Genomic DNA, 22,263 nt, shown 5'->3' with positions numbered 1-22,263 from the left:
TGCGGCCACCCCCATCGCAGAAAGGAATTGCCATGGAAATGCAAGCCAGCCGTTCCCTCGCCGTCAGCCAGCAGCAGGCCTGGGAGGCGCTCAACGATCCCGAAACGCTCAAGGCCTGCCTGGCCGGCTGCGACCGCTTTGAACCCCTGGGCGATGACCAGTACGCCGTGGGCATGGCGGTCAAGGTGGGGCCGGTATCGGCCAAGTTCAGCGGCAAGGTCACGCTGTCCGACATCACGCCGCCCGAGCGCTACCGCATCGCCTTTGAAGGCCAGGGCGGCGTGGCCGGCTTCGGCAAGGGCGAGGCCGACGTCACCCTCACCCCCGAGCCCGACGACGCCGCAGGACAGCCGCGCTGCCTGCTCAGCTACAGCGTGCAGGCCCAGGTCGGCGGCAAGATCGCCCAGCTGGGCCAGCGGCTGATCGACGGCGCCGCGCGCAACATGGCCGACGACTTCTTCGCGCGCTTCGACACGCTGATGCAGCAGCGCCACCCGCGCGCGCCGGCAGCGCCTGCCGATGCAGGCGACACCGCCGACCTGTCCCACCTGCCTGCCGGCCTGGCAGATGAAACCGGCCACATCGAGCCCACCGTGGACGCCCAGGCCTGGGAGCACGACGCCGCAGCCGGCGTGGCCACGCCGCTGGATGCCGCACCGGCCACCGAGGCCGAGGAACGCTCGCGCCGCGCCATCCCGCTGTGGTGCTGGGGGCTGGCCATCGTCGTCGTCCTGGGTGCCGGCTGGCTGCTTTCGCGGTACTAGGGCGCTCCCCCTGAGCGGCTGCGCCGCTTCCCCCTCTCTCGCTTCGCGGGAGGGGGACGACGCCCTCGCCGCGAGGCGGCTCTTGCTCGGCGTCTCTGGCCTCAGATTTGTTGTGGCTTCTATGCTTCGCCCTGCGCTACCAAGCCCTTTTTACATGCTGCAGCACCCTTCTTGATGCAGAGAGACAATAGCCGCCGAAAAACGCCAGGCGCCCAGCTGCACAGGCAAGCCAGGTGCCGGCGTGGAGATTTGCAATGGAAAACCTGGATGTTCATGTTCTGCGCCACCTCGCGCAATGGCGCGCTCAGGGCGAGCGCGCGCTGCTGGCCACGGTGGTGCGTACCTGGGGCTCGTCGCCCCGGCCCATCGGCTCCATCATGGCGCTGGGGGCCTCGGGCGCCGTGGTCGGCTCCGTGTCCGGCGGCTGCATCGAGGACGACCTGATCGCCCGCTACAGCCACGCCTCGGATGCCGACGCCCTGCGAGACGGCGCGCCCCGGCTGCTGCGCTACGGCGTCAGCGCCGACGAGGCCCACCGCTTCGGCCTGCCCTGCGGCGGCACGCTGGAGCTGCTGCTCGAATTCAATCCCGACGCTGCTGCGCTGCAGCAACTCGTCCAATGGCTGGACGAAGGCCGCATGGTGCGGCGCACCGTGGACAAGGCCACCGGCCAGGTCGCCCAGCAGGTCAGCGACGCGCCCGAGCCGCTGGTGCATGACGGGCAGCAGGTCGCCAACAGCTTCGGCCCCGAGTACCGCATGCTGCTCATCGGCGCAGGCCAGCTGTCCGAATACCTGGCCACCATGGCGCTGTTCAACGGCTTTGCGGTCACCGTCTGCGACCCGCGCGAGGAATACAGCCGCCACTGGAGCGTGGCCGGCGTGCAGCTGTCGCGCGAGATGCCCGACGACCTCGTGCGCACCATGCGCGCCGATGCGCGCACCTGCATCATCGGCCTCACGCACGACCCCAAGCTCGACGACCTGGCCCTCATGGAAGCCCTGGAATCCCCGGCCTTCTACGTCGGCGCCATCGGCTCGCGCCGCAACACCGCGCTGCGCCTGCAGCGCCTGAGCGAGCACTTCGGCCTGGGCGACGCACAGCTGGCACGCCTGCGCGGCCCCATCGGCCTGTACATAGGCAGCAAGACGCCTCCCGAAATCGCCGTCAGCATCATGGCCGAGGTCCTGGCCGCCAAGAACGGCGTGGCCCTGCCGCGCGGCATGACCGTGGAAGAAGGCAAGCTCGCCGCAGCCCAGCCCCCGCAGCCGCTGGAGGATGACGGGCCCGAGGGCATCACGCCCCTGGTGTGCGGGGTATAACCTGCCCCGCCTGGACTATATGGTGCCCATTGCTAATAGTGAAAACTTTCAATTGATCGATTTGTGATTTATATTGAACATTCGTTCTTTATAGCCAGGATCGATCATGCAGATTCTCGACACTCTAGCCCGAAATCTGGGCCAATTGCGTGAACAGCGTGGGCTGACTCTTTCAGGGCTTTCCCAACGTTGCGGGATTGCCAAGTCCACCTTGTCAGGACTGGAGTCTGCTCAGGGTAATCCCACAATAGAGACGCTGTGGGCGATTGCCAATGCGCTCGATACGCCTTTTGGTCAATTGGTGTCTGGGACCAGTCTAGGTCCGGTTCATATCGGCGACGGCCAGGTCGCCGTTCGTTTTATTGAACGAACTGACGATGAAAGTGGTTCTTCCATCGAGTCCTACCGCATGCACTTGGCGGCGGGCCACACCAAGCAATCTGCTGCACATCCCCCAGGCGTGAGGGAGAAAGTAGTTGTGACCAGTGGTCCCATGTTGGTCGGAGACCTGCTGGCTCCCAGGGTGCTCAACTCTGGCGAAGTTCATTCTTTTCCCGCTGATGTTCCTCATGTTTATGGCGCTATGGGAAAGCCAGCACAGGCCGTTGTGTTCGTCGAGTACCCAGCATCGGCGGCACCGGCAGGCGCTGACCTTTTCTGTGCTCTTGAATGGCCCGCCACCGCTGCTGCATGGGAAGGTGTGGAATGCATGCTGATGCGTGTGTTCATCGAAGTGGCCAATGGGTTTGGCGCCATGATGCTCCGGTTTAGAGGTTGCCGGCTACAGTCGGCAGCCGCGCTTGCACTATTGCGGGACAAACTGCTTTCGATGGATTCTGCGAGCTATCGTTGGCCGCAGTCGGTGCTCATGGGTGTCGATGTCGAAGGGCCTTTCCTGGTAGTTCTGCCTCGGTATTTCGCACAGGCCTTTGCCGAGACGGATCATCCTTTGGCCCGAACGGCATTGGGTTGCCGAGCGCTGGTACTGGCCCGAGAGGCTGAGGCTGATCTGATCTCCGAGTCATGGTTCGTTGAGGATGATCTTGTCAGTGAGCACAAGGTGCTACAGGCACTGGGCGGAGAGTGTGCTTTGAAATCGGGCCAATTGATACTGCCTAAGACTTTGAAATTGCTTGATCGACAGGCTGTTGTATCTGTGGAGCCATCCACTGAAGCAGGTGCGTTCTCGAGCCGGATTCAGGTCGAGCACTACGACGCATTCGAGTTGCTTCATCCTGCGTATGCAAGACAGGTCGTTGCCATGGCCCAGGATATTATTGACTTCACGCCAGCGCGACAGACCGTGGATATCGGAACTGGGCCTGGTCTTCCTCTGCTGATGCTGCAGGAGCTTTTGCCGGACTTGAAGGCGCTGGCTGTGGAACCAGATCCTGTGGCGTATGCGTGTCTGCGCATCAATGTAGAAGGGCGAGAAGGAATTTCTCTACATCAGGGTGGATTCCTGGAGTTGAATCTCTCCGATGGTCAATCTAAATTGATCACATCCGTGGGGGCGTCGCACCACTTCAACACAGCCTTCATGCTGCAAAAAGCCCGGATGCTGCTCAAGCCTGGAGGTGTTTTGTCTGTGGCCGATGAGTTTTTGCCCTCGTTCCGTGATGTTGAATCGCGCAATGCTGCGCTGGTTCGCCATCACAGTGCCTACATCCTCCACGTTGCCGCCGCGATGGAATGCTGTGATCTCCCCCGTATGGACGATCTGGACTACAGCTTGTATCGCGCGTTTCAGCAATATCTCGGTCAAGCGGTCTTTTTAGCCGAGCAAGGTCAGTCATTGGCTGCTGTGCGGCTATGTCGAGACTTGTTTGCACAGGTCCGACAGGCATCGTTGGACAAGCGGCCTGCCCACGCGGTCGGAGCATATGTGCGTTTTTTCTGGCTGGAGTTGCAGGCCATGGTGGCGGGGTTCGACTATGAAGTCGAATGCAAGACCCATGTCCGCCGATTTCTGGAACTGGCCGCAGGCACCGGCCTGGAACTGCTTCGGCACAGACGCGTGTACGCCACTTGCGGTGACCAAGCGCACGATGGTGGCACTCATGTAGTGACGTTTCGTAGGCGGGGCGCATGAGCGGCATGACACGAGGCCGTGTCATGTTGGCCGGCCTGACCGCCAGCCTCTCCGTGGCAACAGGCTATCTGCCGATTGCTTTTTCCTTTGGCGTGGCGGCCGTTCAGGCGGGTCTTGCTCCATCCATTGCCGTGATGGCTTCCGTGCTGGTCTATGCCGGAGCCAGCCAGTTCCTGCTGATTTCGTTGCTGGCTTCGGGAGCCGGGCTGTGGACCGCTTTGCCCACGGTGCTGTTGATGAATGCGCGGCATGTGCTGTATGGCCCGGCCCTGCAGGTGGTGCTGGGGCCGCGGCAGCGCCTGGCCACGCCCTGGCTGGCCTTTGGCCTGACCGACGAGGTGTTTGCCACCGCCATGAGCAAGATGCAGGGCGTGCCAGAGGCCGAGCGCGAGCACTGGTTTCTGGGCCTGCAACTTGGCGCCTACGCTGCCTGGGTGGGCGGCACGGTGATGGGGGTGACGCTGGTGGGCGAGGTGGATCGGTGGCCGGCAGCCGTCCGCGAGGCGCTGGCCTTCGTTCTGCCGGCATTGTTCTTTGCGCTGCTGCTGGAGGCGGGTGTGCTGCGCTGGTGGCGTGCGGTGCTCACGGCCGCCGTGGTCGCTGCGGTGCTGGTTTGCTTCATTCCGGGCTACCACGCACTGGCGCTGGCGATCCTGTGCGGTGCGCTGGCGCATGCGGCCACGGCCGATAGGGGCTGATCACCATGTCGTACACATTCTGGATCTTGCTGTTGTGCGGTGCCGGCACCTTTGGCCTGCGCTGGTTGCCGTTGTGGCAGGCACGCCGCAGAGGGCACTCTGCACGGGCGTCCCCGCAGGTGCAGAGGTGGCTGGCGGGTGTCGGGCCCGCCGCCATCGCTGCCCTGTTCGTGGTGTCAACCTGGGGGCTGTTGGTCAGCGATGTCCGCTGGGGGCGGGTGGCCGTGATCGCCCTGGCGCTGCTGGCCAGCTGCCTCGCACGCCTGGTGCGGGGAGGCATTGCCATGCCGACCTTGGCTGGTGCGCTGACCTACGGCCTGCTGGCCCATTTCAAGCCCTGGTGATGTCAGTGCGGCTGGGCATGGAAGGCCTTGTTGGCAATCTTCCAGCCGGCCTCGGTCTTGAGCAGCACGAAGTAGTCGATGAAGGTGATGGCGCCGTGCACCAGGGTGATCTTGGCGCTGGCCGCCGTGCCGCCGATGTCGATGGCGTCGATGCTGCGGCGGCGCGTGGCCTCGTCGGCGGCGGGCTGGCCCTTGAAGCGGGCGCAGTAGGTGTCGATGTCCCAGGAGGTCAGCGGGCCTTCGCGCACGCTTTCGATGCGGGCGGTGGGCATGAAGGCGGCGCGCATGTGGGCGCTGTTGTCCTCGGCATGGCCGCGCATGTACAGCTCCAGCGGCACGCGCACGGCGGCTTCTTCGGGGTGGTCGGTCAGGCGTGGGTTGGCAGTCGTCATGGTGTTCTCCTGGGACGGATGGATGGCGGCCTGCGCCTGCAGGCCGGCGGCCGCGCATGGTAGCCACAAGCGCGGGGTGCAGTCCAACGGGGTGCCAGGCGCGACCTGCGCCGGGTTGGAGTGCAATGCCTTGTTTTCAATGGACTTTTCGGCCGATGCGCCCCGCATTGGCCGTGCCTGAGTCAACAGTGTTGTGAGCGCCGTGCCCTGTCTGAGGCCCTGCCGACGGGTGGCCGACCTGTTTCCGAAAACGCTCTGGCCAGGGCGGGTAAAGCCGGGGTAAAGCGGGGGTAATGCCTGCGTAAAACGGCGATCTGCCTCGTTTTGGAGAGCATGGGACTGGCTACCATAGCCGCATCCGCCGCCGTGCCCTGTTCCGGGGCCGGGCCCACGGCTTCCTCCCACGATTTCCCGCAGTGACCATGAAACGCCTGTCCAGCAGCCCCCTTGTTGCAGATGCCCACGGCGTACGCCAATGTGGCCGGATACGGCCTGCCCTGATGTGGGGCGTGGTGGCATTGGCCCTGGTGGCGGGGGGCGGGCTGTGGTGGTGGAACAAGCGGACGCCGGCGCAGGGCGAGCAGGCCTCGGCCGGTGCGCCCGGCCCGGGTGGCGGGCGTGCGGGAGGCGGCCGGCGCGGCCCCGGCGGGCCGGGTGGGCCTGGCGGCCCCGGCGCCATGGGTGCCCAGGCGCAGCCGGTGTCCGTGGGCGTGGTGGAGCGGCGCGACATGCGCGTGCTGATCAGCGCCATCGGCACCATGAACCCGCGCGCCACGGCCGTGGTGCGCGCCAAGGTGTCGGGCGAGTTGCTGCGCCTGCATTTCAAGGAAGGCGACGAGGTCAAGGCCGGCCAGCTGCTGGCCGAGATCGATCCGCGCAGCTTCCAGGCCAGCTTCAACCAGATCCAGGGCACGCTGCAGCGCGACCAGGCGCTGCTCAAGAACGCCCAGCTGGACCTGCAGCGCTACAAGGAGCTGCAGGCCCAGGATTCCATTGCCGGCCAGCAGGTCGATACCCAGGCAGCGCTGGTGCGCCAGTACCAGGGCACGGTGGCCGCCGACCAGGCCCAGGCCGATGCGGCCAGGCTGCAACTGAGCTACACGCGCATCACGGCGCCCATTGCGGGCCGGCTGGGCCTGCGCCAGGCCGACCGGGGCAATGTGGTCAACCCTTCGGATGCCAACGGCATCGTCACCATCACGCAGGTCAAGCCCATCGACGCGGTGTTCTCCGTGCCCGAGGCGCATGTGGGCACGCTGGCGCGGCGCCTGGCCGAGGGCCGCGAGCTGCCCGTGGAGCTGTGGGACCGGGACCTCAAGCAGCAGCTGGGGCGCGGCCGGCTCAATGCGGTGGACAACAGCATCGACATCGCCACCGGCACCATTAAGGCCAAGGCCGCCTTCGACAATGCCGAGGGCCGGCTGTTCGCCAACCAGTTCGTCAACGTCAGGCTGGAAGTGGACCGGCTGGAGCAGGCGCTGACCGTGCCGACCACGGCCGTGCAGAACAACTACGTCTACCTGGTCCAGGAGGATGGCACGGTGACGCAGCGGCGCATCGCCGTGGGCGTGACCGATGGCGACCGGGTGAGCGTCAAGGGCGAGCTCAAGCCTGGCGAGCAGGTGGTGGTCGATGGCATTGACCGCCTGCGCGAAGGCGCCAAGGTCACGGTGATCGAGCCCGACAAGGTGCAGAAGGTGGACCAGGCCGTGCAGGACGCCTCCAGCCAGCCGCGCGGCATGCGCAATCTGCCGCCCGATGTGCGCGCCAAGCTGGCGACCATGAACCCCGATGAGCGCAAGGCCTACCTGCAGAAGCTGCGCGCCGAGCGCGGTGGGCAGCGCAATGGCGGCAATGGCGGTGGCAACAGTGGCGGCAGCAATGGCGCCGGCAGCGGCGCACCGGCCGCCGAAGGTTCCGCGCCTGCATCCCAGGCACCTGCGCCGTCACCGGGCTCGCCCCAGCCATCGCCCGGCCCGGCGTCTGCCGCTCCGGCGGCTCCAGCGGCTCCCGCTCCTGCCGGGCGCTGAGCAGCGCCCGGCACCTGAAGACCGCAAGCCCTTCCAGGCGGCCCCATGAATCTTTCCCGCATCTTCATCCTGCGACCCGTCGCCACATCGCTGCTGATGGTGGCGGTGCTGATCGCCGGCCTGCTGGCCTACCGGCTGTTGCCGATCTCGGCCCTGCCCGAGGTGGACTACCCCACCATCCAGGTCACCACGCTGTACCCGGGCGCCAGCCCCGACGTGATGACGTCCAACGTCACCGCGCCGCTGGAGCGCCAGCTCGGCCAGATGCCGGGGTTGTCGCAGATGTCGTCCACCAGTTCGGGCGGCGCCTCGGTGATCACGCTGCGCTTTGCGCTGGACATGGCCATGGACGTGGCCGAGCAGCAGGTGCAGGCCGCCATCAACGCGGGTGCCAACCTGCTGCCCAGCGACCTGCCCATGCCCCCGCTGTACAGCAAGGTCAATCCGGCGGATGCGCCCATCCTCACGCTGGCCATCACCTCGCCCTCGCTGCCGGTGATCCGCGTCAATGACCTGGTGGAGAACCGCCTGGCGCCCAAGCTCTCGCAGGTCAACGGCGTGGGGCTGGTGGCGATTGCGGGTGGTCGCCGGCCCGCCGTGCGCATCCAGGCCAACCCGACGGCGCTGGCCGGCCTGGGCATGACGCTGGACGATGTGCGCACCGCCATCGCCGCCGCCAACGTCAAGCAGGCCAAGGGCGGCTTCGACGGCCCGGCGCGCGCCTCCACCATCGATGCCAATGACCAGCTGCAGTCGGCGGCCGAGTACCGCAACCTCATCATCGCCTTCAAGAACGGCCTGCCCGTGCGCCTGTCCGACATCGCCCAGACCGTGGACGATGCCGAGAACACGCGCCTGGCCGCCTGGGCCGGCACGCCCGAAGGCGGTTCGCGCGCGGGCGTGATCCTCAATATCCGGCGCCAGCCCGGCGCCAACGTGATCGAGACGGTGGACCGCATCAAGGCGCTGCTGCCCCAGCTCAAGGAGACGCTGCCGGCCTCGCTGGACGTGCAGGTGCTGACCGACCGCACGGTGACCATCCGCGCCTCGGTCAACGACATGCAGCTGGAGCTGATGCTGGCCATCGCCCTGGTGGTGGCGGTGATCTTCGTCTTCCTGCGCAGCGCCTCGGCCACGCTGATCCCGAGCTTTGCCGTGCCGCTGTCGCTGATCGGCACCTTCGGCGTGATGTACCTGGCCGGTTTTTCCATCAACAACCTCACGCTGATGGCGCTGACGATCTCCACCGGCTTCGTGGTGGACGATGCCATCGTGATGATCGAGAACATCGCGCGCTTCGTGGAAAAGGGCGAGCCGCCCATGCAGGCCGCGCTCAAGGGCGCCAGGCAGATCGGCTTCACCATCATCTCGCTGACGATTTCGCTGATCGCCGTGCTGATCCCGCTGCTGTTCATGGGCGACGTGGTGGGGCGGCTGTTCCACGAGTTCGCCATCACCATGGCGGTGGCCATCCTGATCTCGGCCGTGGTCTCGCTGACGCTCACGCCCATGCTGTGCGCGCGGCTGCTGCGCCACCAGCCCGAAGGGGTCCAGGAAGAACGGCATGGCCGCCTGTACCACGCCACGGGCCGTTTCTTCGACCGCACCATCGCCGGCTACGGCCGCATCCTCACCTGGGTGCTGGACCGCCGGGGCCTGACATGGATCGTCTTCCTGGCCACGCTGGCCGTGACCGTGCTGCTGTACTTTGCCGTGCCCAAGGGCTTCTTCCCGGACCAGGACACGGGCACCATCCAGGCCACGACCGAGGCCGACCAGTCCATCTCCTTTGCCGCCATGGCCGAGCGCCAGCAGGCCCTGGCCGAGCTGCTGCTCAAGGACCCGGCCGTGCAGAGCATCTCGTCCTTCATCGGCGTCGATGGCAGCAACACCACGCTGAACACGGGCCGGCTGCTGATCGACCTCAAGCCCCATGGCCAGCGCGATGGCGTGCCCGCCGTGCTGCGCCGCCTGTCCGACGATGCGCTGCAGATCCCGGGCATACGCCTGTACGCCCAGCCCGTGCAGGACCTGACCATCGAGGACCGCGTGGCGCGCACCCAGTACCAGCTGCTGATGTCCTCGCCCGACATGGCGCAGCTGGCCAAGAGCACCCAGGCCCTGGTCGAGCGCATGCACGACCTGCCCGAGCTGGTGGACGTGGGCAGCGACCTGCAGGACCAGGGCCTGCAGGCCTTCGTGCAGATCGACCGGGCCCAGGCAAGCCGGCTGGGCGTGACGGTCTCGGCCATCGACACGGCGCTGTACAACGCCTTCGGCCAGCGGCTGATCTCCACCATCTTCACGCAGTCCAACCAGTACCGCGTGGTGCTGGAGGTGGCGCCGCAGTTCAAGGTCGGGCCCGAGGCGCTGCAGTCCATCTACGTGGCCTCCAGCGCGGGCGCGCCCGTGCCGCTGTCCTCGGTGGCCACGGTCAGCGAGCGGCCCATGGCCCTGGCCGTGAACCATGTGGGCCAGCTGCCCGCCGCCACCATCTCGTTCAACACTGCGCCCGGCGTGTCGCTGGGCCATGCCGTCAAGGCCGTGCAGGACCTGATGGCCCAGCTGCGCACCGAGGGCCATATGCCGCTGTCGGTGGACGCCGCCTTCCAGGGCGCGGCCCTGGCCTTCCAGGCCTCGCTGTCCAACACGCTGCTGCTGGTGCTGGCGGCGGTGATCACCATGTACATCGTGCTGGGCGTGCTCTATGAGAGCACCATCCACCCGGTGACCATCCTGTCCACGCTGCCCTCGGCCGGCGTGGGCGCGCTGCTGGCCCTGCTGCTGGCGGGGCTGGACCTGGACATCATCGCCATCATCGGCATCGTGCTGCTGATCGGCATCGTCAAGAAGAACGCGATCATGATGATCGACTTCGCGCTGGAGGCGCAGCGCGAGGAGGGGCACACGCCGCGCGAGGCCATCTACCAGGCCTGCCTGCTGCGGTTCCGGCCTATCTTGATGACGACTTTGGCTGCTTTGCTGGGGGCCTTGCCGTTGATGCTGGGGACGGGGGTGGGCAGTGAGTTGCGGCATCCGTTGGGGGTGACGCTGGTGGGGGGCTTGCTGGTGAGTCAGTTGCTGACTCTGTTCACTACGCCTGTGATTTATCTGACTTTTGAAGGGTGGGCGCAGAGGTGGCGGGATCGTCGGGGTGCTTCTTCGGAGCAGGCCCATGCTTGAGCTTGATCTGCGCTTTTGGCTGGCGCCGCTGGCCGGGTCTCGGCCCGGCGGCCGACCTACTTTCTTGTCGCGCGACAAGAAAGTAGGCAAAGAAGCGCGCCCCCACTGCCCACGACCCTTCGCTTCGCTGCGGGCAACCTGCGTTGGGCGCGATGCGGGGTGTGCCGCAGAACTCGCTTTGCGCTTCGCGCGCCGCTCAGACAACTGCGGCAAGTCAGATGACGAAGCAAGCCTGTCCTTCGGCAGGCTTGCCACCCCGCATCGCGCCCAACGCAGGCGTGGGCAGAGGGGGCAAGGCTGGGGGACGTGCCTTCGCTTTGCTCGGCCTCGTTCTGTGGGGGCTTGGTCATGAGCCAGCTTTCCAATCTCTCTGCGCCGTTCATCTTCCGGCCCATTGCCACCATGCTGATGACCATCGGCCTGGCGCTGGCGGGGGCAGTGTCGTATTTCCTGCTGCCGGTGGCGCCGCTGCCGCAGGTGGACTATCCGACGATTTCGGTGTCGGCCAGCCTGCCGGGTGCAAGCCCGGACACCATGGCTGCCACGGTGGCGACGCCGCTGGAGCGGGCGCTGGGGGCGATTGCGGGGGTCAATGAGATCACGTCCAGCTCCAGCCTGGGCAGTACGCGCATCACGCTGCAGTTCGATCTGTCGCGCACGGTGGACAGCGCGGCGCGCGATGTGCAGGCTGCCATCAATGCGGCGCGCACGCTGCTGCCTTCGGGCATGCCGGGCAATCCTACGTATCGCAAGGTGAATCCGGCCGATGCGCCGATCATGATCCTGGCGCTCACGTCCAGCGCGCTGACGCGCGGGCAGATGTATGACGCGGCGTCCACCGTGCTGGCGCAGAAGCTCTCGCAGGTGGAGGGCGTGGGCCAGGCGTCCATCAGCGGGGGGGCGCTGCCGGCCGTGCGCGTGGAGCTGGACCCGGTGAAGCTGGCGGCCAATGGCGTGTCGCTGGACCAGGTGCGTACCGCCATTTCGGCCACGAATGCCAACCGGCCGCTGGGCGCGGTGGAGCGCGAGGACCATTACTGGCAGGTGACCGCCAATGACCAGGCGCGCGTGGCGGCCGACTATGCGCCGCTGGTGCTGCGCTGGAGCAATGGCAATGCGATCCGGCTGCAGGACGTGGCCGATGTCACGGATTCGGTGCAGGACGTGCGCAACTACGGCGTGGCCAATGGCAAGCCCGCCATCCTGCTGCAGATCTTCAAGCAGCCCGATGCCAACATCCTGGAGGCCGTGGCGCGCGTGCGCTCTTTGCTGCCGCAGCTCAAGGCGTCCATTCCCGAGGCCATCGATCTGACCATCGTGTCCGACCGCACGCCCACGCTGCGCGCCTCGGTGGTGGAGGTGGAGCGGGCGCTGTTGATCGCCGTGGCGCTGGTGATCCTGGTGGTGTTCCTGTTCCTGCGCAATGGCCGGGCCACGCTGATTCCGGCCGTGGCCGTGCCGGTGTCGCTGGCGGGCACGTTCGGCGTGATGTACCTGGCCGGCTATACGCTGGACAACCTGTCGCTGATGGCGCTGACCGTGGCCACGGGCTTTGTGGTGGACGATGCCATCGTGGTGCTGGAGAACGTGATGCGCCACATGGAGCGCGGCAAGACCGCGCTGCGCGCGGCGCTGGACGGGGCGCGCGAGATCGGGTTCACCGTGGTGTCCATGAGCCTGTCGCTGATCGCGGTGTTCGTGCCCATCCTGTTCATGGGCGGCATCGTGGGGCGGTTCTTCCGCGAGTTCGCGGTGGTGATGTCGGCGGCCATTCTGATCTCGATGGTGGTGTCGCTGACCACCACGCCCATGATGTGCGCGGCGCTGCTGCGCCCGCAGCGTGTCGCTCAGCCGGGCCGGCCGCGCAATGGCCTGCAGCGCGCCTGGGACCGCTTCGGCGCCTGGGTGGGCCGGGCCGAGCGGCGTGCCATGTCCGGCTACCGCGCAAGCCTGGCCTGGTGCCTGCGCCACCAGCCGCTGGTGCTGCTGGTGCTGGCCGGCGTCGTGGCGCTGAACGTGCACCTGTACATGGCCATCGACAAGGGTTTCATGCCCAGCCAGGACACGGGCCGCGTGATGGGCTTCATCCGGGCCGACCAGTCCACCTCGTACCAGGCCATGGAGCAGCGGCTCAAGCGCTTCCTGTCCATCGTGCAGGAAGACCCGGCCGTGGAGTACGTGACGGGCTTCACGGGCGGCGGCCAGCGCAATGCGGCCAACATGTTCATGTCGCTCAAGCCGCTGGCCGAGCGCAAGGTGTCTTCCGACGAGGTGATCAACCGCCTGCGCGACAAGCTCAAGAACGAGCCCGGCGCGCGGCTGTTCATGGTCACGCAAAGCGATATCCGCATCGGCGGGCGGCAAAGCTCGGGCTCGTACGACTACACGCTGCAGGCCGACGACATCCAGGACCTGCGCACCTGGGAGCCGCGCATCCGCCAGGTGCTGTCGCAACTGCCCCAGCTCACGGACGTGAACAGCGATGTGTCCGACTTCGGCCTGCAGACCTCGCTGGTGATCGACCGCGACGCGGCCACGCGCCTGGGGCTGACGGTGTCGCAGATCGACGGCACGCTCAACAATGCCTTCGGCCAGCGCCAGGTGGGCGTGATCTACAACCCGCTCAACCAGTACCGCGTGGTGATGGAGGCCGCGCCCCGCTACCTGCAAAGCCCCGAGACGCTGCGCGGCTTCTTCTTCGTGAACAACCAGGGCGTGCAGGTGCCGCTGACCTCGTTTGCGCGCATCACCACCACCAACACGCCGCTGGCCGTGAACCACGACCGGGGCACGCCGGCCAGCACCATCAGCTTCAGCCTGGCCGAGGGCGTGGCGCTGTCGGACGCCAGCGACGCCATACGCGCGGCCGTGGCCGAGCTGGGCGTGCCCGTGTCGGTGCGCGGCAGCTTCAGCGGCACGGCCGGGGCCTTCCAGCAGGCGCTGTCGGGGCAGCCGCTGCTGATCCTGGCGGCCATCATCACCATCTACCTGGTGCTGGGCGTGCTCTATGAGAGCCTGGTGCATCCGCTGACCATCCTGTCCACGCTGCCCTCGGCCGGCGTGGGCGCGCTGATGGCGCTGATGCTGTTCAAGACGGAGTTCTCGCTGATCGCGCTGATCGGGGTGATATTGCTGATCGGCATCGTCAAGAAGAACGCCATCATGATGATCGACTTCGCGCTGGAGCGGCAGCGCGCCGGCCATGCCACGGCCGCCCAGGCCATCTACCGTGCCTGCGAGCTGCGGCTGCGCCCCATCCTCATGACCAGCCTGGCGGCCATCTGCGGCGCGCTGCCGCTGGCCCTGGGCCGGGGCGATGGCGCCGAGCTGCGCCAGCCGCTGGGCATTGCCATCGTGGGCGGCCTGATGCTGAGCCAGCTGCTCACGCTCTACACCACGCCCGTGGTCTATGTGCTGCTGGACAGGCTGCGCCAGCGTGTCATGGGCCTGCGTGGCCGCGTGCAGGGCAAAGACCGCGGCACCCCTGTGCCCGCCGCATCACCCCAGTGAACCGAATCCGAAAGCCCAAGGCCATGCAGCTGAAGACACTCCAAACCCCGGCGATCTGGCTGGCTGCCGCGCTGCTGGCCGGCTGCTCCACGCAGAGCGCCTACCAGCGCCCCGCACTCGAGGTGCCGGCCCAGTTCAAGGAAGCCACGCCCGAGGCGGCCGAGGCGGGCATCTGGCGGCCCGCAGATCCGTCGCGCGCGCAAGTGCCCGACAACTGGTGGGAGCTGTTCGGCGACGAGCAGCTCAACCGCCTGCAGCAGCAGGCCGCCACCGGCAACCAGAGCATTGCCCAGGCCGCCGCGCGCCTGCGTGCCGCGCAGGCGGCCGTGGCCAGCAGCCAGGCCGGGCTGTTCCCCACGCTGGGCAGCACGGCCGGCGCCACGCGCTCGCGCAGCGGCGGGGCCTCCGGTGCATCGGGTGCATCAGGCACGGGCGGCAACACCGGCAGTAGCGGCAACATCTCGACCAACTACTCGCTGGGCCTGAACGCCAGCTGGGAGCTGGACCTGTGGGGCCGCGTGTCGGGCACGGTCAGCGCCAGCCAGGCCAGCGCCCAGGCCAGCAGCGACGACCTGGCCGCCGTGCGCCTGTCGGCCCAGGCCTCGATCACGCAGACCTATTTCTCGTTGCGCGCGGCCGATGCCAGCGTGCGGCTGCTGCAGGAAACACTGCAGGGCTACGAGCAAAGCCTGAAGCTCACCAACAACCGCTACCGCGCGGGCGTGGCCTCGTCGGCCGACGTGGCCCAGGCCGAGGCGCAGTACAAAAGCACCCAGGCCCAGCTCATCGAGGCGCAGACCAGCCGCGCTCAGCTGGAGCACGCCCTGGCCGCGCTGCTGGGCCTGCCGCCTGCGGCCTTCAGCCTGGAGGCCGGTGCCGAGCTGCCGCCGCCGCCCGAGGTGCCGGCCATGCTCTCGTCCCAACTGCTGGAGCAGCGCCCCGACATTGCAGCGGCCGAGCGCCGCGTGGCCGCCGCCAACGCCCAGGTGGGCGTGGCGCGCGCGGCCTTCTTCCCGGCGCTCACGCTGTCGGCCACGGCGGGCTACCGGGGTGCATCGCTGTCCAACCTGGTGAGTGCGCCCAACCTGTTCTGGTCGCTGGGCCCGTCGCTGGCGCTGGCGCTGTTCGACGGCGGCGCGCGCACGGCGGCCGTGGAGTCGGCGCGTGCCTCGCTGGACCTGGCCGCCGCCACCTACCGCCAGACCGTGCTGACGGCGTTGCAGGAGGTGGAGGACAACCTGGTCACCGCATCCGCCCTGGCGCGCGAGCAGCAGGTGCAGATCGAGGCCGTGGCCGCCGCGCAGAAGGCGCTGGATGTCGTCAACAACCAGTACCGCGCGGGCACCGTGGCCTATCTGAATGTGCTCAGCGCCCAGACCACGGTGCTGTCGGCGCGGCGCAGCCTGATCGATGTGCGCAACCGGCGCCTTGCCGCCGTCAACACCTTGCTCAAGAACGTGGCCGGGCGCTGGGAGCCGCTGGGACCGGCCTCCGTGCAGGGGCCGCAGGCTGTCGCGCGCTGATGTTCAGTCCTGCAGCTCGAAGGCCTGGCGCAATGCTTCGCCGAAAGCCGCGCTGCCGCTGATCGACAGGTTCACCGTGGTGCGGCCATCTCCGGCCGCCACGGATTGCAGGCGCGCCGTGGCTGCGTCAAAGCGCCAGGCCAACGGCTGGCCGCCGTCGTCCTGGGCCTGCAGCTCGTAGTCCCAGTCGCCGCCTTCCTCGATGGGGCCGCGCCGGCCCTTGAAGCGGCGGTGCGCCCAGGCCAGCAATTGCTCCACCTCGGCCGCCAGCGCCGGCACGCGCGCGGCGGGCACGCTGGCCATGGCGTCCCAGCAGCCCGTGCCTTCGTCGTCTTCGCTGTAGTCGAAATCCAGGTAGTCGAGGGTCATGGTGGCGGTCCGCATGCGTAGTGCGTGGTTGGAAAAGGGAAAGCCCGGCATTGTGCCGCGTGCACAATCGCCCGCATCGCAGAACCGGAAAGACATTCAGATGGACACCGCACAGCAATCGATGGCGCCGCCGATGGTGAGCGCGCAGTCCCTGCGCTTCGGGCAGCCGGGTCTTCTGCTGTGGGATGGCGCCTCGCACGACTGGCCCGTGGGCCTGTGCCTGGTGCGCGGCGGCGAGGGCTGCGGCAAGACCAGCCTGCTGCAGGCGCTGGCCGGCCATTTGCCCTTGCAGGGCGGGCGCCTGGTATATCCGCAGCAGCCGGACCCGTCGCAGCGCCCTGCATTGTTCTGGCGCGACCCGCGCGCCGAACTGTCCAATGCCGAGCGTGCCCGGCCCGCGCAGGAATGGGTGCAGGCACAGCGGCAGCTGCATCCGGCCTGGAGCGAGGCGGCCTGGCAGGCCCATGCCGACGGCCTGGGCCTGGAGCCCCATCTGCACAAGCCCCTGCTGGCCCTGTCCACGGGCAGCCTGCGCAAGCTGTGGATGGCGGCGGGCTGGGCCAGCGGCGTGCCGCTGCTGCTGATCGACGAGCCGCTGGCCGCGCTGGACCGGGGATCGATCGACCATGTGCAGCGCACGCTGGCGGGGCTGAACCGGGCCGGCCAGCAATCTGCGCCCGTGGCCGGGCACGGGCTGCGCTGCGTGATCGTCGCCCATTGGGACGAGATGCAGGGCGTGGCCTGGGACGACGTGCTGGACCTGCCCGATCAGCCGCCGCTGCGCTGACGGAGCCGGCGTCTACATCGCCACCTACATCGCCTTGAACCGCTGCGCGTAGAGGCGGCTGACGGCCAGTTTCTCCGCTCGCTCGCGCAGCTGCAGCCACAGCCGGCCGGCCTCGTCGCGCTGGGCGCTGGCAATGGCGGCTGCGCGCACCACGGTGCCACGGTGCACCTGCCAGAAATCCTCGGCGTTCAGCCGGGGCAGCAGTTCCTTGAGCGGCGTGCGCACCAGGTACTCATGCGAGGCCGTGAGCACGCGCACGTACTTGTCGGCGGCCTCGAAGTAGACGACGTCCTGCACGGGCACCATCTGGATCTGCGTGCCCACGCCGGCCTGGATCATCTGCAGCGGCGGCTCGGTGGCGGTGGCGGTGGCGGTGGCGGCGGGGGCCGTGGCGCCGGCCAGGTTCCGCAATTGCTCCAGCGCCTGCGCCAGCGCAGCGCCAGCCGGGGCCACCGTGCGCTGGGCCAGCAGCTCGCGCAGGCGCTGCACGCTGCGCGCCAGCCGCTCGGGCTGCACGGGCTTGAGCAGGTAGTCCACGGCCTGGGCCTCGAAGGCGTCCATGGCGTACTGGTCATAGGCGGTCACGAAGACCAGGATGGGAAACGGCTGCGCCTCGGGCCAGGCGTCGGCCAGTTCGGCGGCGGCCTCCAGGCCGCTCTGGCCCGGCATGCGGATGTCGAAGAACAGTACGTCCGGCTGCAGCGCCAGCGCCTGCCGGGCGGCACTCAGGCCGTCGCCCACCATGGCGGCAATCTGCAACTCGGGCCAGGCGCGGGCCAGTGCCTGGCGCAGGTCCTCGGCCAGCAGGGGTTCGTCTTCGGCGATCAGGGCGCGGGGGGAGGAGGTCATTTCAACCGGCGTTGGCAATGGTGATTTTGGCTAGCGTGCCGCCTTCGGGCAGGGCGGCCAGTTCGAAGTGCGCGGCGTCGCCATAGCGGCTGGCCAGGCGCTCGCGCAGCTGGGCCGTGCCGAAGCGGCTGCCGGGCAGGGCGGGCGCACCGGTGTCCAGGCCCATGCCGTTGTCGGCCACGGTCAGCTCCAACGGGCCGCCGTCCATGCGGCGCGCGCGCACGGCGATATGCCCGCCTTCCAGCTTGGGCTCCAGTCCGTGGCGTATGCAGTTTTCCACCAGGGGCTGCAGCAGCAGCGGCGGCACGGGCACCTGGCCCAGGTCCTCGGGCAGGTCCAGCGTGTATTGCAGGCGCGGGCCCATGCGGATGGACATCAGCGCCAGGTAGTCGCGCAGGCGCGCGAATTCCTCGGCCAGCGCATGCTCGGTGCTGCGCGAGCCGCCCAGCGTGGCGCGCAGGTAGGCGATCAGATGGTCCAGCATGGCCTGGGCGCGCTGCGGGTCGCTGGCCACCAGCACGCGCAGGTTGGCCAGGGTGTTGAACAGCATGTGCGGCTCCAGCTGGGCCTGTAGCAGGGTCAGTCGCGCCTCGGCCGCCTGGCGGCGGGCCTGCTCGGCCTGCATCTGCAGATGGCGCGAGTAGCCCAGCAGGAAGAAGGCCAGCGACATCACCGTGCTGGCGACGATGGTGACGGCCAGCGGTATCCACAGCCGGTGCATCAGGGCCGTGCTGGCGTCGGGATCAGCCCACTGCCTGTAGGCCGTGCCGATCAGCGACCCGATCACGAACCCCGTCACGATGCCAGCCACCACCAGCGCGGCGCCGCGCCAGCCGCCGGGCCAGGGAATGTCCTGGCCCCGCGTCAGGCGCCAGCGGCCCAGTTCGATGGTGAGCCAGCTGGTCAGGCCGATCGACAGCGAGTAGATGAGGTTCACGTCCCAGCGGCCGTGGTTGCTCAGGCTGAATGCGGCGGCAATCAGGGCGCAGGCCGAGGTCGTCGCGATGCCGTGGCGCAGCAGCGTGGTCCGTTCCACGATGTGGCCAGGGGCGGCCGGCTGGCGTGTGGCGTTGGATGCGAGGTCGGGCATGGAGGGCAATGGTAGTCCCATGGCGTCGCTCAGCGGGCGCGGCCCTGGCGTGACTGTAGCGCCTGCCGCTCGCGCTCCACCATGCGCCCGTGCCAGCCGTTGCCCGGCAGGGCCAGCCAGACCACGGCGCCGTGGATGGCCAGCCCCAGGCCCCAGCCCAGGGCCGGGAAGATGGCCCAGTGCCTGCCCTGGGACAGCGACAGCGCCGCCAGCCCGAGGTTGACCAGCACATAGACGCTGGCGTGGATCATCCAGCCCAGCTTGGCGCCTGCGCGTCGGCGCGCCATGCGCTCCAGGGCATCGTCGTCGTGGCGGGCAGAGGGATCGAGGGGATCAAGGGGATCAAGAGTGCGCATGGGGAGTTCTCCGTCAGGGGGAAGGAAAGCGGCGTCAGGCCAGGCCCAGTTGCTGCCACAGCAGGTCGCCCAGATAGCGGCCGGGCAGCAGGGTGAACAGGCCCGCCACGACGCAGGCGCCGATGTAGACGCTGCGCATGATCTTGCGGTGGCCGGCGATGTTGCCGTGGTACAGGTGCCAGAACGACCGGCCCAGGCCGGCGAAGGTCAGCGGCACCAGCAGGTGGACGGGCGTGTAGCCGCCCCAGTTGGGCAGGCGGTAGTCGCGGATGAAGCAGGCGGACACCGCCGCGCAGACCATGAGCGTGACGAAGGCATGGCCGGCCGCGCGGTGCAGGCGGGGATGGGCGGCGGCCTGGCGGCGTGCCAGCAGGGCGATGGCGCCCGTGGCCGTGGCCCCGAGGGCGGCGCTCATGTGGATGGCGATCAGCGGTGTCATTTGCATGGCGGTGTCCTGGCGTGCGGCCCGGGTTGGCGGGCCTGTATGGGACAGGACTGTCGCTGCCGGGCGCCGCCGGGGCCAGCGCCATGCGACGGACGGACGAGGGCAGGGTGCCAGCTGCATCCTGGCGCCGCGAACGGCAGGCACGTCCACGGCATCTGGAGGACGCAGTCCGCAGGGTGGAGGCCAGGGTGAGTGCGCACGGACTATCGATCAGGGCCTTTGAAACCAATCACCCCCAGGATTGCTTCGATGCAACAGATTGAGAAAACTCATAGTTGCGTGCCCAGGTGGTTGGTAAGCTAACGGGTTCTGCAAATCATTCTCAATCCCATCCCCATGCCTTCCATTCGCCCCATATCCCTGGCCGTTCTTTGCCTGTGCAGCCATCAGGCGCTGATTGCCCAGACCCGGGGCGGTGACACCGTGCTGGAGGCCGTGACGGTGGAGGCCAGCGCCGACGCATCGGCCCAGGGCCTGTCCAAGCCCTTCGCAGGCGGCCAGGTGGCCACGGGGGCGCGCAACGGCGTGCTGGGCACGCTGGACTGGAAGAGCTCCTCGTTCTCCACCACCAGCTACACCCAGCAACTGATCGAGGACACCCAGTCCAAGAGCGTGGGCGACGTGCTGCTCAACGACCCGGGCGTGCGCCAGGCGCGCGGCTTTGGCAACTTCCAGGAGCTGTATGTGCTTCGCGGCTTCCCGGTGTACTCGGACGACATCGCCTACAACGGCCTGTACGGCCTGCTGCCGCGCCAGTACATCGCCTCGGAGTTCTTCGAACGCGTGGAGGTGCTGCGCGGCGCCAACGCCTTCCTCAATGGCGCAGCACCCGGAGGCAGCGGCATTGGCGGCACCATCAGCCTGCTGCCCAAGCGCGCCGGCAACGATGCGCTGACGCGCGTGGGCGCCGGCATACAGACGGGCGGCCAGGCCTTTGTCTCCACCGACATCTCGCGCCGCTTCGGCCCTGACCGGAGCACCGGCATCCGCCTGAACGCCGTGCGCCGCGACGGCGGCACGGGCGTGGATGGCGAAGACCGCTCGCTCACCGCCCTGGGCCTGGGCCTGGACTGGCGCAGCCGCAACGTGCGCCTGTCGGGCGACGTGGGCTACCAGCGCAACAGCTACAACGGCGGCCGCCCCAGCGTGACGCCGGGCAGCTTCATCCCGGCCGTGCCCGACAACCAGACCAACTACGGCCAGAACTGGTCGTACTCCACCGAGCGCGACCTGTTCGCCACGCTGCGCGCCGAATGGGACATCAACGACACCACCACGGCCTGGGCCGCAGGCGGCCTGCGCCGCGGCAAGGAAGACAACTCCCTGAGCGGCGTGACCGTCACGAATGCGGCCGGCGACACCACGGGCACGCGCTTCGACAACAAGCGCAAGGACAGCGTGGGCACGGGCGAGGTCGGCATCCGCACGCGCCTGGCCACGGGCAGCGTGGGCCACGAGCTGGTGGCCACGGCCAGCACCTACTCGGCCACCGAGCGCAATGCCTGGGGCATGGGCTTTGGCGTGGTCAACAACATCTACAACCCCTGGAGCAGCGCGCGCCCGGCGATGACGCTGTTCGGCGGCAACCTGGCCGATCCCACGCGCGTGGGTGAAACCCGGCTCAACAGCTTTGCCATCGGCGACACGCTGACGATGCTGGACGAGCGCCTGCGCCTGACCGTGGGCGTGCGCCGCCAGAGCATCGAGCAAAGCAGCTACGACTACAACACGGGCGCGCAGACCGACAACTACAAGAAGTCGGCCACCACGCCCATGCTGGGCCTGGTGTTCAAGACCAGCGAGAACACCTCGGTCTACGCCAACTACATCGAAGGCCTGACCAAGGGCGCCGTGGCGCCGCAGACGGCCAACGACCTGCCCGTGTCCAACGGTGGCCAGGTGTTCGCGCCCTACAAGTCGCGCCAGAAGGAAATCGGCTTCAAGTGGCAGGGCCGGCAGCTGGGCGCCACGGTGGCGCTGTACACCACGGACATGCCTTCGGCCTATGTGGCCAACCAGGTCTTCGGCCAGTACGGCAAGCAGCGCAACAGCGGCCTGGAGGCCACGGTCTTCGGCGAACCCGTCAAGGGCCTGCGCGTGCTGGGCGGCGTGACCTTCAGCGAGGCCAAGATCCGCGAGGCCGCCGATACCGCCACCATCGGCAACTACGCCATCGGCGTGCCCAAGCGCCTGCTCAACCTGGGCGTGGACTGGGATGTGCCCGGCGTCTCGGGCCTGGCCCTCAATGCGCGCGTGATGCACACCTCCAGCCAGTACGCCAACGGCGCCAACACGCTGAAAGTGGCCTCGTGGACGCGCACCGACATCGGCGCGCGTTATCTCATGGACATCGGCAACAACCGCCTGCTGACCCTGCGCGCGCGCATCGACAACCTGTTCGACAAGGGCTACTGGTCGTCCGTGGGCGGCTACCCGGGCGCCAACTACCTGGTGCAGTCCATGCCGCGCACCTTCTCGCTGAGCGCATCGGTGGATTTCTGAGCCGGAG

General features: G+C 68.1%; 17 protein-coding genes. 11 read left to right on the top strand and 6 right to left on the bottom strand.

Annotated features, from left to right (window positions below; all coding sequences use genetic code 11):
- Positions 1–32 precede the first annotated feature (32 nt).
- The 5 genes from AAN986_RS20800 (at position 33) to AAN986_RS20780 (ending at position 5,220) form a co-directional block, all read left to right on the top strand.
- Positions 33–764, top strand: coding sequence for a carbon monoxide dehydrogenase subunit G (locus tag AAN986_RS20800; protein WP_043824113.1), 732 nt, complete (start codon positions 33–35; stop codon positions 762–764).
- Between the two features lie 254 nt (positions 765–1,018).
- Positions 1,019–2,086, top strand: a complete 1,068-nt coding sequence (locus tag AAN986_RS20795) for an XdhC family protein (RefSeq protein ID WP_034365394.1) — start codon at positions 1,019–1,021, stop codon at positions 2,084–2,086.
- 106 nt (positions 2,087–2,192) lie between these two features.
- A complete protein-coding gene (locus AAN986_RS20790) occupies positions 2,193–4,178 on the top strand; it encodes a helix-turn-helix domain-containing protein (protein ID WP_082138055.1) in 1,986 nt (661 codons plus the stop codon).
- 5 nt (positions 4,179–4,183) lie between these two features.
- Positions 4,184–4,876 (top strand): AzlC family ABC transporter permease, encoded by a 693-nt coding sequence (locus tag AAN986_RS20785; protein ID WP_047217778.1) that lies wholly within the window; start codon positions 4,184–4,186, stop codon positions 4,874–4,876.
- Between the two features lie 5 nt (positions 4,877–4,881).
- Positions 4,882–5,220 (top strand): AzlD domain-containing protein, encoded by a 339-nt coding sequence (locus AAN986_RS20780; RefSeq protein WP_047217777.1) that lies wholly within the window; start codon positions 4,882–4,884, stop codon positions 5,218–5,220.
- Between the two features lie 2 nt (positions 5,221–5,222).
- Here AAN986_RS20780 and AAN986_RS20775 read toward each other — a convergent pair whose 3' ends face one another.
- Positions 5,223–5,612: a nuclear transport factor 2 family protein gene (locus tag AAN986_RS20775; RefSeq protein WP_013803605.1), complete on the bottom strand. Its 390-nt coding sequence runs from the start codon at positions 5,610–5,612 to the stop codon at positions 5,223–5,225.
- Positions 5,613–6,034: 422 nt separating this feature from the next.
- Between AAN986_RS20775 and AAN986_RS20770 the strand changes: the two genes are divergently transcribed.
- The 4 genes from AAN986_RS20770 (at position 6,035) to AAN986_RS20755 (ending at position 15,858) form a co-directional block, all read left to right on the top strand.
- A complete protein-coding gene (locus AAN986_RS20770; RefSeq protein WP_349335467.1) occupies positions 6,035–7,642 on the top strand; it encodes an efflux RND transporter periplasmic adaptor subunit in 1,608 nt (535 codons plus the stop codon).
- A gap of 45 nt (positions 7,643–7,687) precedes the next feature.
- Positions 7,688–10,825, top strand: coding sequence for an MdtB/MuxB family multidrug efflux RND transporter permease subunit (locus tag AAN986_RS20765; protein WP_016449700.1), 3,138 nt, complete (start codon positions 7,688–7,690; stop codon positions 10,823–10,825).
- A gap of 348 nt (positions 10,826–11,173) precedes the next feature.
- Positions 11,174–14,335, top strand: a complete 3,162-nt coding sequence (locus AAN986_RS20760) for a multidrug efflux RND transporter permease subunit (protein WP_071954701.1) — start codon at positions 11,174–11,176, stop codon at positions 14,333–14,335.
- Positions 14,336–14,358: 23 nt separating this feature from the next.
- Positions 14,359–15,858, top strand: coding sequence for an efflux transporter outer membrane subunit (locus AAN986_RS20755; RefSeq protein ID WP_047219331.1), 1,500 nt, complete (start codon positions 14,359–14,361; stop codon positions 15,856–15,858).
- Positions 15,859–15,861: 3 nt separating this feature from the next.
- Here AAN986_RS20755 and AAN986_RS20750 read toward each other — a convergent pair whose 3' ends face one another.
- Positions 15,862–16,227 (bottom strand): hypothetical protein, encoded by a 366-nt coding sequence (locus AAN986_RS20750; protein ID WP_047219332.1) that lies wholly within the window; start codon positions 16,225–16,227, stop codon positions 15,862–15,864.
- A gap of 13 nt (positions 16,228–16,240) precedes the next feature.
- Here AAN986_RS20750 and AAN986_RS20745 point away from each other — a divergent pair, with 13 nt between their 5' ends.
- On the top strand, positions 16,241–17,014 hold the full coding sequence (locus AAN986_RS20745) for an ABC transporter ATP-binding protein (protein ID WP_047219363.1): 774 nt from the start codon (positions 16,241–16,243) through the stop codon (positions 17,012–17,014).
- Positions 17,015–17,038: 24 nt separating this feature from the next.
- On the opposite strand, the gene AAN986_RS20740 is transcribed toward AAN986_RS20745, so the two are convergent.
- Genes AAN986_RS20740 through AAN986_RS20725 form a run of 4 tightly spaced genes read right to left on the bottom strand, consistent with a single transcriptional unit; the run spans position 17,039 to position 19,754 of the window.
- The gene (locus AAN986_RS20740; protein WP_047219333.1) at positions 17,039–17,863 is read right to left on the bottom strand and encodes a LytTR family DNA-binding domain-containing protein; all 825 of its coding nucleotides are present in this window, start codon (positions 17,861–17,863) and stop codon (positions 17,039–17,041) included.
- Position 17,864: 1 nt separating this feature from the next.
- Positions 17,865–18,953: a histidine kinase gene (locus tag AAN986_RS20735; RefSeq protein WP_047219334.1), complete on the bottom strand. Its 1,089-nt coding sequence runs from the start codon at positions 18,951–18,953 to the stop codon at positions 17,865–17,867.
- Between the two features lie 29 nt (positions 18,954–18,982).
- Entirely contained in the window at positions 18,983–19,309 is a 327-nt protein-coding gene (locus AAN986_RS20730; RefSeq protein WP_016454690.1) for a 2TM domain-containing protein, read from the bottom strand.
- Between the two features lie 34 nt (positions 19,310–19,343).
- On the bottom strand, positions 19,344–19,754 hold the full coding sequence (locus AAN986_RS20725; RefSeq protein WP_016454691.1) for a DUF2306 domain-containing protein: 411 nt from the start codon (positions 19,752–19,754) through the stop codon (positions 19,344–19,346).
- 336 nt (positions 19,755–20,090) lie between these two features.
- Between AAN986_RS20725 and AAN986_RS20720 the strand changes: the two genes are divergently transcribed.
- Positions 20,091–22,256: a TonB-dependent receptor gene (locus AAN986_RS20720; protein ID WP_349335466.1), complete on the top strand. Its 2,166-nt coding sequence runs from the start codon at positions 20,091–20,093 to the stop codon at positions 22,254–22,256.
- Positions 22,257–22,263: the final 7 nt, after the last annotated feature.

This window comes from Delftia sp. DS1230, from assembly GCF_040112715.1.
GTDB lineage: Bacteria > Pseudomonadota > Gammaproteobacteria > Burkholderiales > Burkholderiaceae_C > Comamonas > Comamonas tsuruhatensis.
This window is presented reverse-complemented; position numbering and strand designations above follow the sequence as displayed.